Source organism: Sphingosinicella sp. YJ22 (assembly GCF_011320075.1).
GTDB lineage: Bacteria > Pseudomonadota > Alphaproteobacteria > Sphingomonadales > Sphingomonadaceae > Allosphingosinicella.
The window spans coordinates 12,083-24,652 of the sequence record NZ_JAANPA010000019.1 but is presented as its reverse complement, the minus strand read 5'-3'; the positions used below and the strand labels follow the sequence as shown (position 1 = coordinate 24,652).

Annotated in this window: 12 protein-coding genes and 1 tRNA gene; 6 read left to right on the top strand and 7 right to left on the bottom strand. The window is 68.6% G+C overall.

Features of this window, described 5'->3' with window-relative positions:
* Window positions 1–19 precede the first annotated feature (19 nt).
* Window positions 20–763 carry a YebC/PmpR family DNA-binding transcriptional regulator gene (locus tag G7B71_RS08405; RefSeq protein WP_166039821.1) on the bottom strand — a complete coding sequence of 248 codons (744 nt, stop codon included), beginning with the start codon at window positions 761–763 and terminating at the stop codon, window positions 20–22.
* A gap of 159 nt (window positions 764–922) precedes the next feature.
* Here G7B71_RS08405 and G7B71_RS08400 point away from each other — a divergent pair, with 159 nt between their 5' ends.
* A complete protein-coding gene (locus G7B71_RS08400) occupies window positions 923–1,105 on the top strand; it encodes a hypothetical protein (protein WP_166039820.1) in 183 nt (60 codons plus the stop codon).
* 37 nt (window positions 1,106–1,142) lie between these two features.
* Here G7B71_RS08400 and G7B71_RS08395 read toward each other — a convergent pair.
* A tRNA-Thr gene (locus G7B71_RS08395) sits at window positions 1,143–1,217 on the bottom strand.
* A 91-nt stretch (window positions 1,218–1,308) separates the two neighbouring features.
* Between G7B71_RS08395 and G7B71_RS08390 the strand changes: the two genes are divergently transcribed.
* Together G7B71_RS08390 and G7B71_RS08385 are read left to right on the top strand one after the other, a co-directional pair.
* On the top strand, window positions 1,309–1,455 hold the full coding sequence (locus G7B71_RS08390; protein WP_166039818.1) for a hypothetical protein: 147 nt from the start codon (window positions 1,309–1,311) through the stop codon (window positions 1,453–1,455).
* Between the two features lie 83 nt (window positions 1,456–1,538).
* Window positions 1,539–3,026 carry an ATP-binding protein gene (locus tag G7B71_RS08385; protein WP_166039816.1) on the top strand — a complete coding sequence of 496 codons (1,488 nt, stop codon included), beginning with the start codon at window positions 1,539–1,541 and terminating at the stop codon, window positions 3,024–3,026.
* A gap of 3 nt (window positions 3,027–3,029) precedes the next feature.
* Here the strand turns inward: G7B71_RS08385 and G7B71_RS08380 are convergent, their stop codons facing one another.
* Complete coding sequence (locus tag G7B71_RS08380) at window positions 3,030–4,823, bottom strand: aminopeptidase P family protein (RefSeq protein ID WP_166039815.1); 1,794 nt, start codon at window positions 4,821–4,823, stop codon at window positions 3,030–3,032.
* Between the two features lie 180 nt (window positions 4,824–5,003).
* On the opposite strand from G7B71_RS08380, the gene G7B71_RS08375 reads away from it, so the two are divergent.
* Genes G7B71_RS08375 through G7B71_RS08365 form a run of 3 tightly spaced genes read left to right on the top strand, consistent with a single transcriptional unit; the run spans window position 5,004 to window position 8,891 of the window.
* Window positions 5,004–7,085, top strand: a complete 2,082-nt coding sequence (locus G7B71_RS08375; protein WP_166039879.1) for a S9 family peptidase — start codon at window positions 5,004–5,006, stop codon at window positions 7,083–7,085.
* Window positions 7,054–8,499: a hypothetical protein gene (locus tag G7B71_RS08370; protein ID WP_166039794.1), complete on the top strand. Its 1,446-nt coding sequence runs from the start codon at window positions 7,054–7,056 to the stop codon at window positions 8,497–8,499. The genes G7B71_RS08375 and G7B71_RS08370 overlap by 32 nt, the downstream gene beginning before the upstream one ends.
* Window positions 8,496–8,891 (top strand): thioesterase family protein, encoded by a 396-nt coding sequence (locus G7B71_RS08365; protein WP_166039813.1) that lies wholly within the window; start codon window positions 8,496–8,498, stop codon window positions 8,889–8,891. Before G7B71_RS08370 ends, G7B71_RS08365 begins: the two co-directional genes overlap by 4 nt.
* Here G7B71_RS08365 and G7B71_RS08360 read toward each other — a convergent pair.
* The 4 genes from G7B71_RS08360 to G7B71_RS08345 form a co-directional block, all read right to left on the bottom strand.
* Window positions 8,881–9,423, bottom strand: coding sequence for an alpha/beta hydrolase (locus tag G7B71_RS08360; RefSeq protein ID WP_243406165.1), 543 nt, complete (start codon window positions 9,421–9,423; stop codon window positions 8,881–8,883). The two genes, G7B71_RS08365 and G7B71_RS08360, sit on opposite strands and share 11 nt — an antisense overlap.
* 104 nt (window positions 9,424–9,527) lie before the next feature.
* On the bottom strand, window positions 9,528–10,787 hold the full coding sequence (gene serS, locus G7B71_RS08355) for a serine--tRNA ligase (RefSeq protein ID WP_166039811.1): 1,260 nt from the start codon (window positions 10,785–10,787) through the stop codon (window positions 9,528–9,530).
* 31 nt (window positions 10,788–10,818) lie between these two features.
* Window positions 10,819–11,292 carry a DUF2721 domain-containing protein gene (locus G7B71_RS08350; RefSeq protein WP_166039809.1) on the bottom strand — a complete coding sequence of 158 codons (474 nt, stop codon included), beginning with the start codon at window positions 11,290–11,292 and terminating at the stop codon, window positions 10,819–10,821.
* The gene (locus tag G7B71_RS08345) at window positions 11,289–12,554 is read right to left on the bottom strand and encodes an adenylate/guanylate cyclase domain-containing protein (RefSeq protein ID WP_166039807.1); all 1,266 of its coding nucleotides are present in this window, start codon (window positions 12,552–12,554) and stop codon (window positions 11,289–11,291) included. Before G7B71_RS08345 ends, G7B71_RS08350 begins: the two co-directional genes overlap by 4 nt.
* Window positions 12,555–12,570 lie beyond the last annotated feature (16 nt).

The window sequence follows — 12,570 nt, the reverse complement described above, 5'->3', positions numbered from 1 at the left end:
CCAGCAACAATCAAGGTTGTCAGGCGACCTTTTCCATGACCTCGTCGGACATTTCGTAATTGCCCCACACGGTCTGGACGTCGTCGTCGTCCTCGAGCGCGTCGACCAGCTTGATCAGCTGCGCGGCGTCGTCCTCGCCAAGCTCGACCGAATTCTGCGGGCGCCAAGCGAGCTTCACGCTTTCCGGTTCACCGAGCGCGGCCTCGAGCGACTTGGCGACGCCGTGGAGATTGTCGACGCTGGTCCAGATCTCGTGGCCCTCGTCGTCGCTCTCGACATCGTCGGCGCCCGCGTCGATCGCCGCTTCCAGAACGTCATCGGCGGAGCCGGCGCCCGCCGGATAGGTGATGAGGCCGAGACGGTCGAAGCCGTGGCTCACCGAGCCGGGCGCGCCGAGATTGCCACCATTCTTGGAAAAGATGGTGCGCACGTTGGTCACGGTGCGGTTGCGGTTGTCGGTCAGCGCCTCGACGATCAGCGACACGCCGGCCGGGCCGAAGCCCTCGTAGCGAAGCTCCTCGTAATTCTCGGCATCGCCGCCGGTCGCCTTGTCGATCGCGCGCTGGATATTGTCCTTGGGCATCGACTGGGCCTTGGCCGCGAGCACAGCCACGCGAAGGCGCGGGTTCATGTCGGGATCGGGCGCGCCCATTTTCGCGGCCACCGTGATCTCTCGTGAAAGCTTGGAGAACATCGCCGAGCGCTTCTTGTCCTGCGCGCCCTTGCGATGCATGATGTTCTTGAATTTGCTGTGACCGGCCATGTTCGAGCGGTAGTCCTCTTTTGCCAGAAGTTGCGCTCCCTTAAGCGAGAGCCGGGTCTGCGGGCAATTCCTCGGCTTTTTACGTGTGGTTAACCCGAAGCGTTTTACGTCAGACTGATCCGTGTTAGTTCCCGGATCGGGTTGGGAGGGCAAGCCCGCATGGAATCGGACTTCCGCTATTATACGCGCCGAGCCGCCGAAGAGCGCGGTCGCGCCCAACGTGCCGTGACCGACGCCGCGCGCGAACGCCATCTCGAGCTCGCCCAGATCTTCGCGGTCAAAGCCTCGCAATATCCGGACGATCGCCAGACGATCACGATGCCGCTGGTCCGCGCGGCCTGAACCAGGCTTTTCCCCGTTCAAGAACCGCTGGGGCGAGTGGTGCTGCCGGTGAGGATTGAACTCACGACCTCAGCCTTACCAAGGATGCGCTCTACCACTGAGCTACGGCAGCACGTCTCGCAGGGGCGGCGCTATGGCCGCTCGCCCGGCATACGTCAAGGCGGGTTGCGGCAGGAGCCGCGTCCGCTCTAGGTGCGGCGCATATGGCGCAAGATCCCGAGCGTGAAAAGAGGCTTGCCGAAGCGCTGCGCGCGAACCTGCGTCGCCGCAAGGCGCAGCAGCGCGCCGTGGATGAGCACGTGGACGAGCAGGAGCCGCCGTCCGCGCCGGACCACGGCAAGCCCGACTAATCCACAGCAAAGCGATTGATTCGGCGTCCTTTCGCCGCCTCCGCCTTGCCCATCCCAGCGCGCATCGGCCATGGCTCGATGCGATGACTGCCAAGATCGACATGGGAATCGACGGCAGCGGCAACCCGGCCGCGGTCGACCTCGAGGAGCTGCTCGCCACCCGACTGCTCGTCCAGGGCAATTCGGGCTCGGGCAAGTCGCACCTGCTGCGCCGACTGCTCGAGGGCAGCGCCGGCCTGGTCCAGCAGATCGTGATCGATCCGGAGGGCGACTTCGTGTCGCTGTGCGACGAATTCGACCATGTCGCGATCGACGCTGCCGAATATAGCCTCGCCGAGATCGAACGGCTGGGGGCGCGGGTCCGCGCCCACCGCGCCTCGGTCGTCCTCAACCTCGAAGGCGTCGACATGGACGGCCAGATGCGCTGCGCCGCCGCTTTCCTGTCGGCGCTGTTCGATGCGCCGCGCGAGCATTGGTACCCGGCCTTGGTGGTGGTCGACGAGGCGCAGGTCTTCGCGCCCGCGGTGGCCGGCGAGGTGGCCGACGACGCCCGCCGCGCCTCGCTGGGCGCGATGACCGACCTCATGTGCCGCGGCCGCAAGCGCGGCCTCGCCGGAGTCATCGCCACCCAGCGCCTCGCCAAGCTCGCCAAGAATGTCGCGGCGGAGGCGTCCAACTTCCTGATGGGCCGGACCTTCCTCGACATCGACATGCTGCGCGCCGCCGACCTGCTCGGCATGGAGCGCCGCCAGGCCGAGGTGATCCGCGACCTCGCCCGCGGCGAGTTCCTTGCGCTCGGCCCAGCCATCACCCGCCGCCCGGTCAACATCCGGATCGGCGCGGTGCGCACCGGCAGCCGCGGCGGCAGCCCCCGGCTGGTGCCGCTGCCGACGGCGCCGGCCGAGGACATGCAGGACCTGCTGTTCGCGCCGAGCGCCGAGGAGCTTGCGCCGCCGCCGCCGGCTCCTGCACCGCTCACGTCCGAAGATCTCATCCGATCGATGACGGCGCCCGCTGCCGTGCCGGAAGCGCGCGTCCTCGAACCCGAGGAGCAGGCGGCGGTCGTCGCGGACATCTTCGCCGAGATCGCCTCCGAAGGCGCGGCGCTTCCGGTCGCCTCGCTGTTCCAGGACTTCCAGCTGCGCTGCCGCATGCGCGGGGCGCAGCCGAGCCTCGACATGACCGGTTTCACGCGCCGCCTCGCGCTGGCCCGCGCCGGAATCGTCGACGAAAAAGAATGGGAGGAGGCGCTGGCGCTGGGCGCCGCGCTGCCGGAGGAGATGCTCGCGCCGTTCCTCGCTATCGCCCGGGCGGCGCGAGAGAGCGAGGCCTGTCCCGGCGACGCGGAGCTGGCCGCGCTCTACGGCACCAGTTCGACCGGCCGGGTGAAGCGCATGCTGACCTTCGTCGAGGAGAAGGGCCTGATCGTGTGCCGCACCGATCTGATGGGCAAGCGCTCGATCAGCCTGCCCCATCTCGGCTGGACGACGGCGCCCGCGGTGCCCGACCCCGCGCGCCCCTCGCGCCTCACCCGGATCGCCGAACGCCCGCCGCGCGCGGCGAGGGGCTGAACGTCAGATCGGGCGGCACTGCTCCTCGAGCCAGCTCTTCACCTCGCCGTCGAGCTGTGGTCCGATCAGGTCCCACACCTGCGCGTGATAGGCGTCGAGCCAGGCGCGCTGGCGCGGGCTCAGCATCTCCGCCACGATGAGTGACCGGTCGATCGGCGCGAAGGTGAGGGTCTCGAAGGTGAGGACGTCCTTCTCGGCACCGTCGACTTGGGTCGGGACGACCAGCACCAGATTCTCGACTCGGATGCCGTAGGCGCCGGCCTTGTAGTAGCCGGGCTCGTTGGACAGGATCATGCCGGCCTGGAGCGGCTCGTCGCCGCCCGACTGGCTGGAGCCGACGAAGCTGATCCGCTGCGGCCCTTCATGGACCGCCAGGAAGCTCCCCACGCCGTGTCCCGTGCCGTGGGCATAGTCGAGGCCCGCCTCCCACAGCGGCCGGCGCGCGAAGCTGTCGAGCTGACTGCCGCGCGTGCCGGTCGGGAAGACCGCGGTCGACAGGTCGATATGGCCCTGGAGGACTCGGGTGAAGCGATCGCGCATCTCCTGCGTCGGAGTGCCGATCGCCAGCGTGCGGGTCACGTCGGTGGTGCCGTCGGCATATTGGCCGCCCGAATCGACGAGATAGAGCAAGTTCATCTCGAGCGGCCGGTTGGTCTCCTCGGTCGCGCGATAGTGGATCACCGCGCCGTTCGGGCCGGCACCGGAGATGGTGTCGAAGCTCAGATCCTTGAGCACGCCGCTCGCCTCGCGGAACTCCTGGAGCTTGGCGACGGCCTTGAGCTCGTCGATGCCGCCCTTGGGCGCCTCGACCGTGATCCAGTGGAGAAAGCGCACCAGCGCGGCGCCGTCGCGGGCCTGGGCCGCCTTGTGGCCGGCGATCTCGGTCTCGTTCTTGATCGCCTTGGGAAGCACCGCGGGATCGCGCTTGGCGAGGACGCGGGCGCCGGCCTGTTCCAGCGCAGCCTGGATCGCCGCGACCGAGCGCTCCGGGTCGACGGCGATGGTCTTGCCGGAAAGGCCGCGCAGATGGCCCTCGAACGCGCTTCGCTCATGAAGCCGAACGCCGTTGCCGAGATGCTGGCGGACGTCGTCGCCGACCTTCTCGCCGGCGACGAACAGGTCGGCGGTGCCGTCCGAGTTGACGATCGCGAAGGCGAGGGCGACCGGGGTGCGCGACACGTCCTGACCGCGCACGTTAAAGGTCCAGGCGATCGAATCGAGCGCCGCGAGGACGGCCCCGTCGGCCTTCTGCTCGGCGAGCCACTCGGCCATTTCCTGGCGTTTCGCCGCCGACGACTTGCCGGCATAGCGGTCGCCATGAACGACGAGCTTGGCGCGCGACGGCTCCGGCCGGTCGGACCACACCGCGTCGATCGGGTTGCGGGTGACGGCGACCAGCTCGGCGCCCTTCTCGGCCAGCGCCGCGCTCGCCTTCTTCACCCAGTCATGGGTGTGAAGCCAGGGATCGTAGCCGATCCGGCCTCCGGCGGGCGCGTGCTTGGACAGCCATTCGGCGATGCTGGTCTGCGGCACCAACTGATAGCTCCAATGATCGGGATCGACCTGGTCGCGCACCTGCAAGGTGTAGCGGCCGTCGACGAACATCGCCGCTTCCTCGGGCAGCACCACCGCCGCGCCGGCCGAGCCGTCGAAGCCGGTCAGCCAGGCGAGGCGCTGTGCATAGGAGCCGACATATTCGCTCATATGCTCGTCGGTGAGCGGCACGACGAAGCCGTCGAGGCGGTCGGATTTCAGCTGTTCGCGGAGGGCTGCGAGGCGGTCGGCATGAGATGACATGAGGAGGGCTTTCCGAAACGATCGTCTTGCCTCTAATTATGCCCTGTCCCTCCCGAGCGCCAGCCCGGCGCCGGCCCCTGAAGGAGCCGTCATATGCGCCTGGCGTTTGCCGCCTTGCTTCTCGCCGCCGCCCCCGCTCTCGCGTCGGCTCAGCCGCCCGCCCCGACCAACCGAGGACCGATGACCCAGACTCAGCTTCCGCCGCCGCCCCGCGCCGAGCAACGCCCCCACAGCTACGAGCGCCACGGCGTGCGGATCGAAGATCCATATCACTGGCTTCGCGACCCCGGCTATCCGACCGTCGATGACGAGGACGTGCTCAATTATCTGCGCGCCGAGAACAGCTATTTCGAGGCGGCGATGGCGCCGCACCAGCCGCTCATCGAGACCCTGTTCCAGGAAATGCGCGGCCGGATCCCCGAGGACGACAGCTCGGTCCCGGTCCGCGACGGCGCTTTCGAATATTGGTGGGCGTTCCAGCCGGGCGCGCAATACCGCACCTGGTACCGCCGCCCCGTCGGCGGCGGCGCCGATCAGGTGATCTTCGACGAGCCGCGCGAGGCCGAGGGCAAGCAATATTTCCGCCTCGGCGCGATGGAGGTGAGCCCCGACGGCCGCTACGCCGCGATCCTCGTCGACGACGACGGCTCTGAGCGCTTCCAGCTCAAGATTCGCGACCTCACCACCGGCCAGGACATCGAGACGGTGACCGAGGTCGGCATCGGCCAGCCGGTCTGGACCGCCGACAGCCGCGGAGTCGTGTTCACCGAGGTCAACGACAATTGGCGCAGCTACCGTGCCCGCCTGCACCGCCTCGGCGAGCCGGTCGCCAACGACCGCACGCTCTACGAGGAGACCCAGAATGTCGCCTTCACGGTCGGCGTCGGCCACACCCAGGACCGCAAGTACATCCTGATCTCGACCGGCGAGAACACTTCAAACGAGGTTTATCTCGTACCGTCCGACAACCCGACCGCGACCCCGGTGCTGATCGCCGCGCGGCGGCCGAACATCCAGTACAGCGTCGATTCCGCCCACGATAAGCTGTGGATCCTCACCAACGACGAACACGTCAACTTCCGCCTCGCCGAGGCGTCGCCGGAGCGGCCGGGCGAGTGGCGCACCGTCATCGGCGGCTCGGACGAAGCCTATCTGCGCGGGATCACGTCATTCCGCGACCACCTCGTCATCCAGGAGCGGGTCAACGGCCTCGATCAGGTGCGGCTGCGCTCCTATGACGGCCAGGAAGAGCGAATCCCGTTCCAGGAGGCGAGCTACACGGTCGGCCTCGGCGCCAACCCGGAATATGCGCCCTCGACCTATCGCCTCAGCTACAGCTCGATGGTCACTCCGCCGACCGTCTACGACTATCATCCGGACGACAACCGGCTCGAGACCCGCAAGGTCCAGCAGATCCCGTCGGGCTACGATCCGTCGCAATATGTGACCGAGCGGCTGATGGTGCCCTCGCGCGACGGCCGCCAGGTGCCGGTGTCGATCGTCTACCGCCGCGGCTTCGAGCGCAACGGCCAGGGCCGCGTCTTCCTCTACGCCTATGGCGCCTACGGCATCGCGACTCCGCCGGCGTTCAACACCAACCGCTTCAGCCTGCTCGACCGCGGCTACGCCTTCGCCATCGCCCACATCCGCGGCGGCGACGACATGGGCTACCAATGGTATCTCGACGGCAAGCTCGAGCGGCGCACCAACACGTTCAACGACTTCGTCGACGCCGCTCGCGGCATCATCGCCGCCAACTACACCCAGGCCGGCCGCATCGCGATCCAGGGCGGCTCGGCCGGCGGCGAGCTGATGGGCGCGGTGGTCAACAGCGATCCCGGCTTGTGGGGCGCGGTGGTCGCCGACGTGCCGTTCGTCGACGTGGTCAACACGATGTTGGACGAGACGCTGCCGCTGACGCCGGGCGAGTGGAACGAGTGGGGCAACCCGATCACCGACCCGCAGGCGTTCCGGACGATGCTGGCCTACAGCCCGTACGACAATGTCCGCCGCCAGGCCTATCCGCCGATGCTGATCACCGGCGGCCTCAACGACCCGCGCGTCACCTATTGGGAGCCGGCCAAGTGGAATGCGCGGCTGCGCGAGATGCGTACCGACAGCAATCTCCAGCTCATGAAGATCAACATGGGCGCCGGCCATGGCGGCCAGTCGGGCCGTTGGACACGGCTTCGCGAGGTGGCCGAGGCCTATGCCTTCATGCTGACCCAGAATGGCGGCGCCGACGTCCAGCCGGCGCGCTGAGCCGATGCGGGGGGCGATCATCGGGGCGATGCTGGCGCTGACGGGATGCGCCGGCGGGGCCGCGCCGGTCGCCCCCTCTGCCGCGGCCCAGTCCGCGCCGGTGGCGGTCTCAATCGTCCGCGACGGCGACGTGTGGACGGCGGAATATCGCTTCCCCCGCGCCGCCCCGGTTTGGGCGTTCATCCGCTCGGCCGATGCCGAGGCCACCGGCCGATCCTGGCGCGCTGCCAGCTGGGCCGTCGAGACTCCGGGCGTTCGGCTGGAGCGGATCGGCCGCTATGATGCGCTGGTCGCGGACAGCGGCAATGTGCCGGAGGTCGTGCGGATCCGCTTCACGCCGTTCACCGACGAGCTGCGCTCCGACTATGTGCCGGCGCTGGCGCTCGGCGGTGGTGCGGTCGCGCTGTTCGACGACCATTTCCTCCTCTTCTCGGCGCCGCGCGACGTCGTAGCGGGGTTGCCGGTCGACCTCACCGGCCAGCCGATCGACGACAGCGGCACCCGGGTGACGTTCCGCGACAGTGCCGGGCCTCTGCTCCACCGGGGCCGACGCTCGCCCGAGGTGACGACCCAGAACTCGAACTCCTACATCCTGTTCGGCGCCCGCGACCCGATCGTCACCGACACGATGGCTGCGGCGATCGACCCCGCCCTTCCAAGCTGGCTGGCCGACGCGCTTCGCGAGCTGACCCCGGCGATCCTGTCCCGCTACGCCGCCGAGCTCGGTCCGGCGCCGGGCGGGCCGCCGACCCTGCTGGCAAGCTGGGCCGGCCCGACGCCCGGCCGCGCCAGCATGAACGGCGGAGTCGTGCCGGGCACGATCATCATGCGCTTCGACGGCGAGGGCCTCGTCGAGCGCAACCCCGAGATGATCAACCTCGCGCGCTGGTTCATCGCCCATGAGGGGTCGCATTTCTGGCTGGGTCAGGCGGTGCGCTACGAGCGCTCCCGCGATGCCTGGATGCTGGAAGGCGGCGCCGACCTGCTCGCGATCCGTACCGTTCAGGCGCTCGACCCGGCCTATGACTGGAAGGGCGAGATCAACCGGGCGCTGCGCGAGTGCGCCGGCCTGATCGAGAATCGCGGCGTCGCCAGCGCCGAGGACCGCGGCCAGAACCGCGCTTATTATGCCTGCGGCGCGGTGTTCGCGCTGGTCGCCGAAGCCAGGTCCGGCCGGCCCTACAGCGCCTTCGTGCGCGGCCTCGTCGAGGCCAACCGGGAAGACGGCGTCCTGACCCGCGACGAGTGGCTCGACGCCCTCGACGGCGTGGCCGGCGACCCGGGACTTCGCGCGGACATCGAGACCCTGCTCGACCAGGGCTCGGCGCAGCCCCGGCAGGCCCTCGCCGCCCTCCTGCGCCGCGCCGGCATAGCGCATGTCGTCGGCGAGAACGGCCTCCCGCGCCTGCAATGAGCGCGTTCGAGCAGGTCTTCACCGCCACCGCGGACGACATCGACGAGCTCGGCCACGTCAACAATGCGGTGTGGGTGCGCTGGATCCAGGACGTCGCCACCGGCCATTGGCGCGCCGCGGCCGATCCGGCCCATGTCGACGCCTATATCTGGGTCGTCACCCGCCACGAGATCGACTATCTGCGTCCGCTCCTGGAAGGCGAAAGCGTCACCGCCCGCACTTGGGTGGCAGAGCCGCCGAGAGGCGCCCGTTTCGACCGGCTGATGACCTTCACCGGTCACGATGGGAAGGACAATGTCCGCGCCCGCACCACCTGGGCGATGATCGACAAGGCGACCGGCCGCCCGGCCCGTGTGCCGCGCGAGGTCGTCGAGGCGTTCCTCAGCGCCTGAGCAGTTCGACGACGATCCCCGCGGTCTCCCGGCAGGTCATGAAGCCGATATGGGTGCAGCCGACTTCGATCACCTCGTCGCTCTCGCCTGGGCCGCAACGGGCGCATTGGGCGGCAACGATGCCGTCATTCGGCGACCACAGGGCGATGGTCGGGACCGGCGGCTTCTCCCCGGTGCGCACCGGTACCGGCGGCCGATCGACCGGGTATCCGCTGATCCGCTCGTAGACCCGCCAGAAATTGTTCTTGCGCGGGTCGCCGGTGACCGGCGAGCCCAGGGTGATCACGCGTTCGACCAGCTCCGGCCGGCGCTTGGCGACCTCGCGGGTGAAGACGCCGCCGACGCTCCAGCCGATCAGGGTGACCTTGTCGCCATCGGCGACCCGCTCGACCAGGGCTTCGACCTTGTCGAGCGAGTCGGGCCGGGCGCCCCAGTTGAAGCCCATCCCCCAGCCATGCGCCTCATAGCCTGCATCGGCGAGGACGCGCCGCAGCGGCCGGGTCGACCAGTCGTTGCCGAAGAAGCCCGGCACCACGATGACCCTATGCCGTCCCGCGTGGCGCGGCACCGGCTTGAGGCTCAGCCAGCGCAGGTTGAACCAGCTGCCGAGCTCTCCGATGAGCCGGCGCGGGCTTGTCAGAGGAACTCTCCGCCCATCAGCGGCTGAAGCGCCTTGGGGAGCCGCACGCGGCCATCATCGGTCTGGTGGTTCTCGAGCAGGGGAACCAGGATCCGCGGCGAGGCCAGAGCGGTGTTGTTGAGCGTGTGGGTGAATCGCACCTTGCGCTCCTCGTCGCGCCAGCGAAGGTTCGCGCGCCGCGCCTGCCAGTCGTGAAGCGTCGAGCAGCTGTGGGTCTCGCGATACTTGCCCAGCGTCGGCACCCAACTCTCAATGTCGTTCATCCGGAACTTGCCGTTGCCCATGTCGCCGGTCGACGTCTCGACGACCTGATAGGGGATTTCGAGCTCGCCAAGCAGCTCCTCGGCGATGCGCAACAGCACGCCGTGCCAGCGCGCGCTCTCCTCGGGATCGTCGCGGCAGATGACATATTGCTCGAGCTTGTAGAATTGGTGGACGCGCAGCAGACCGCGAACGTCGCGGCCGGCACTGCCCGCCTCGCGGCGGAAGCAGGGCGAGTAGCCGGCGTAGAGGACCGGCAGCTGGTCCGCCTCGAAGATCTCGCCCGAGTGGAGGCTGGTCAGCGCGATCTCGCCGGTGCCGGCGAGGTACAGATCGTCGGCGGGGATATGATAGGCCTCTTCCTCGTGGCCGGGGAAATGGCCGGTCGCCTGGAACGCCTGGGGCCGCGCCAGCGCGGGCACGGTCATCAGGGTGAAGCCTTCGCCGGCGAGCTTGCGCTGCGCCCACAGCATCAGCACCTGCTCGAGCTCGGCGAGCCGGCCCTTGAGGCAATAGGTGCGCGATCCCGACACCTTGACGATTCGGGCGAGGTCGGCCCAGTCATTCTGCTCGACCAGGGCGACATGGTCCTTCGGCTCGAAGCCGAAGTCGCGCGGCGTTCCGACCTGGCGGACAACGGTGTTGAAGGTCTCGTCGGGCCCGACCGGCGCGCCTTCCCAGGGGATGTTAGGCACGCGCAGCAGCAAAGCGTCGAGTTCGGCCTGGTGGGCGCCGAGCAGCGCCTCGGTCGACGCGATCTCGCCCGCGACCTGCTTCGATTCCGCGCCGAGCGCCGGGCGTTCCTCGGGCGCCGCGTCCTTGAACCTGCCGCTGATCTCGTTGCGCTGCCGCCGCAGCTCATCGACGCGGGTCTTGGCCGAGCGCACCTCGGAGTCGAGATGGAGCAGGCGATCGAGGTCGAGCGGGACGTTCTTGTCCGCCGCCGCCTTGCGCACGGCGTCTTGATTGTCGCGAATGAAGCTGAGGCTGAGCATGGACGCGTCCTGTCCGCCGCCGCCTCAAAAATCAATCGCGATGGCGCCGGCCATGGCCGCGGGAGACATAGGCGTCGCTCACCTTGACCACCCGCATCGCGATGGTGATCTCGGTCAGGAACAGGACCAGCCCGAGGCTCAGCGCCGCCATCGCCAGCACGAACAGCACCGAGACGAGGTTGTCATAGCCGCGGTCCATCATGCTGTTCACGAACAGCAAGGCGACGACCAGGCAGATGAGGAAGCCGGCGGCGGTACACAGGCCGACCGAGGCGTGGCAGATCTTCATGCGCCGGTCGAGCACGCGCAGCTCGGCGATCTCCTGCGCGCGCAGCGGCCCGTCGATTTCCGGGACGTGCCGCTCGAGCGCTCGGGCGCGGTCGACCACCCGCGCCAGCCGAACCGCGACGACGTTGAGGATTCCGCCGACTCCGACCAGCAGCAAGGCGGGCGCCACCGCAAATTGGATGGCGAGCGCGATTCCGGGCGTATAGTCGGGGATCATTCGGGCGACGGGGCGTCGAGCCCGTCCAGCACCGCGACATAGACCGAGGTCTGGCCGATGCCTTTCAGGACCAGCGACTGCTCGACGAAATCCTCATGCGTGCGCGCCTGGAAATAGGTCGCTTCGGACACCGCGACTCCGTTCAGCGGCGCGGCGCCCTGCAGCCGCGCGGCGACGTTCATCGTATCGCCCCAATAATCATAGGCGAGGCGGCTGCTGCCGATGACGCCGCCGACCGCGGGCCCGCTATGGATTCCGATGCGCACCGGAAGGGCGATTCCGGTCTCGTCGGCAATCTCCTTGAGCCGGGCGACGAGATCGCGGGCGAACAGCACCGCGGCCTCGCTGTCGCGCCCCTGCGAGGCGGTGCCGCCGGCGACGGCGAGATAGGCGTCGCCGATCGTCTTGACCTTCTCGAGGCCGTGCCGCTCGGCGCAGGAGTCGGCGGCCGAGAAGAAGTGGTTGAGTACCTTGACGAGATGGCCGGGCGACAGCTTGCGCGCCAGCTCGGACGATCCCGCGAGATCCACGAAAATGGCGGTCAGGTCCGAGAAGGCGTCGGCCACCGCCTCGCCCGCGCGCAGCCGCGCCGCGACTTCCTGCGGCAGCACGTTGTACAGCAGCTCCTCGGTCTTGGCCCGTTCCGCCTCCAGCGCCCTGGTCGCCGCGAACACCTTGCGGGCGCGCCGCTCGATGTCCCAGTTGAAGTAGAGGGCGAAGACGAAGAAGGTGCTGAAATTGGTCAGCGTGTACATGCGGGTGATGTCCGGCACCCCGGGCATCGTCATCAGCCAGGCCGCGAACAGACCGAGCACCGCCACCGCCCAGCCGAGGAAATAAGCGAAGGTGCCGGCGAAGCCGACGCTGGCGAAGATTACCAGGATCGCCATCTGGATCATCGCCATGGCGTGGGGAGGAATGCCGGTGGTCGGTGCCTGCGCGGCGAGGACCAGAGCCAGCCACTTCATGCCGGCCGCCATGACGACGAAGACCGGCAGGTCGATCCATGGCGTCTCCCGGTAGAAACGGGTGCGGGTGAGCACGAAGAAGCCGGCGAGCGCGGCCATCAGCGCGCCGGCCGACAGCGCATAATCGCGCACGCCCTCGGGCGGCAGATGGTTGGGATTGAGGACGATGTAGGAGAGCAGGGTCGCGATCGAGATGGCGATGAGCGCGCGGATGGCCACGCCGCGCTCGGCGCGCTCACCGATCAGGAAGGCGCGCTCGGTCGCTGGATCCGGGAATCGCGGCAACAGGCTCAAGGGCGCCCTCCGGCTG

Bases quoted from the DNA above. Each gene is read 5' to 3' on its own strand.
- G7B71_RS08405 (WP_166039821.1), bottom strand. From the start codon at position 763: ATGGCCGGTCACAGCAAATTCAAGAACATCATGCATCGCAAGGGCGCG.
- G7B71_RS08400 (WP_166039820.1), top strand. From the start codon at position 923: ATGGAATCGGACTTCCGCTATTATACGCGCCGAGCCGCCGAAGAGCGC.
- G7B71_RS08390 (WP_166039818.1), top strand. From the start codon at position 1,309: ATGGCGCAAGATCCCGAGCGTGAAAAGAGGCTTGCCGAAGCGCTGCGC.
- G7B71_RS08385 (WP_166039816.1), top strand. From the start codon at position 1,539: ATGACTGCCAAGATCGACATGGGAATCGACGGCAGCGGCAACCCGGCC.
- G7B71_RS08380 (WP_166039815.1), bottom strand. From the start codon at position 4,823: ATGTCATCTCATGCCGACCGCCTCGCAGCCCTCCGCGAACAGCTGAAA.
- G7B71_RS08375 (WP_166039879.1), top strand. From the start codon at position 5,004: ATGACCCAGACTCAGCTTCCGCCGCCGCCCCGCGCCGAGCAACGCCCC.
- G7B71_RS08370 (WP_166039794.1), top strand. From the start codon at position 7,054: ATGGCGGCGCCGACGTCCAGCCGGCGCGCTGAGCCGATGCGGGGGGCG.
- G7B71_RS08365 (WP_166039813.1), top strand. From the start codon at position 8,496: ATGAGCGCGTTCGAGCAGGTCTTCACCGCCACCGCGGACGACATCGAC.
- serS (WP_166039811.1), bottom strand. From the start codon at position 10,787: ATGCTCAGCCTCAGCTTCATTCGCGACAATCAAGACGCCGTGCGCAAG.
- G7B71_RS08350 (WP_166039809.1), bottom strand. From the start codon at position 11,292: ATGATCCCCGACTATACGCCCGGAATCGCGCTCGCCATCCAATTTGCG.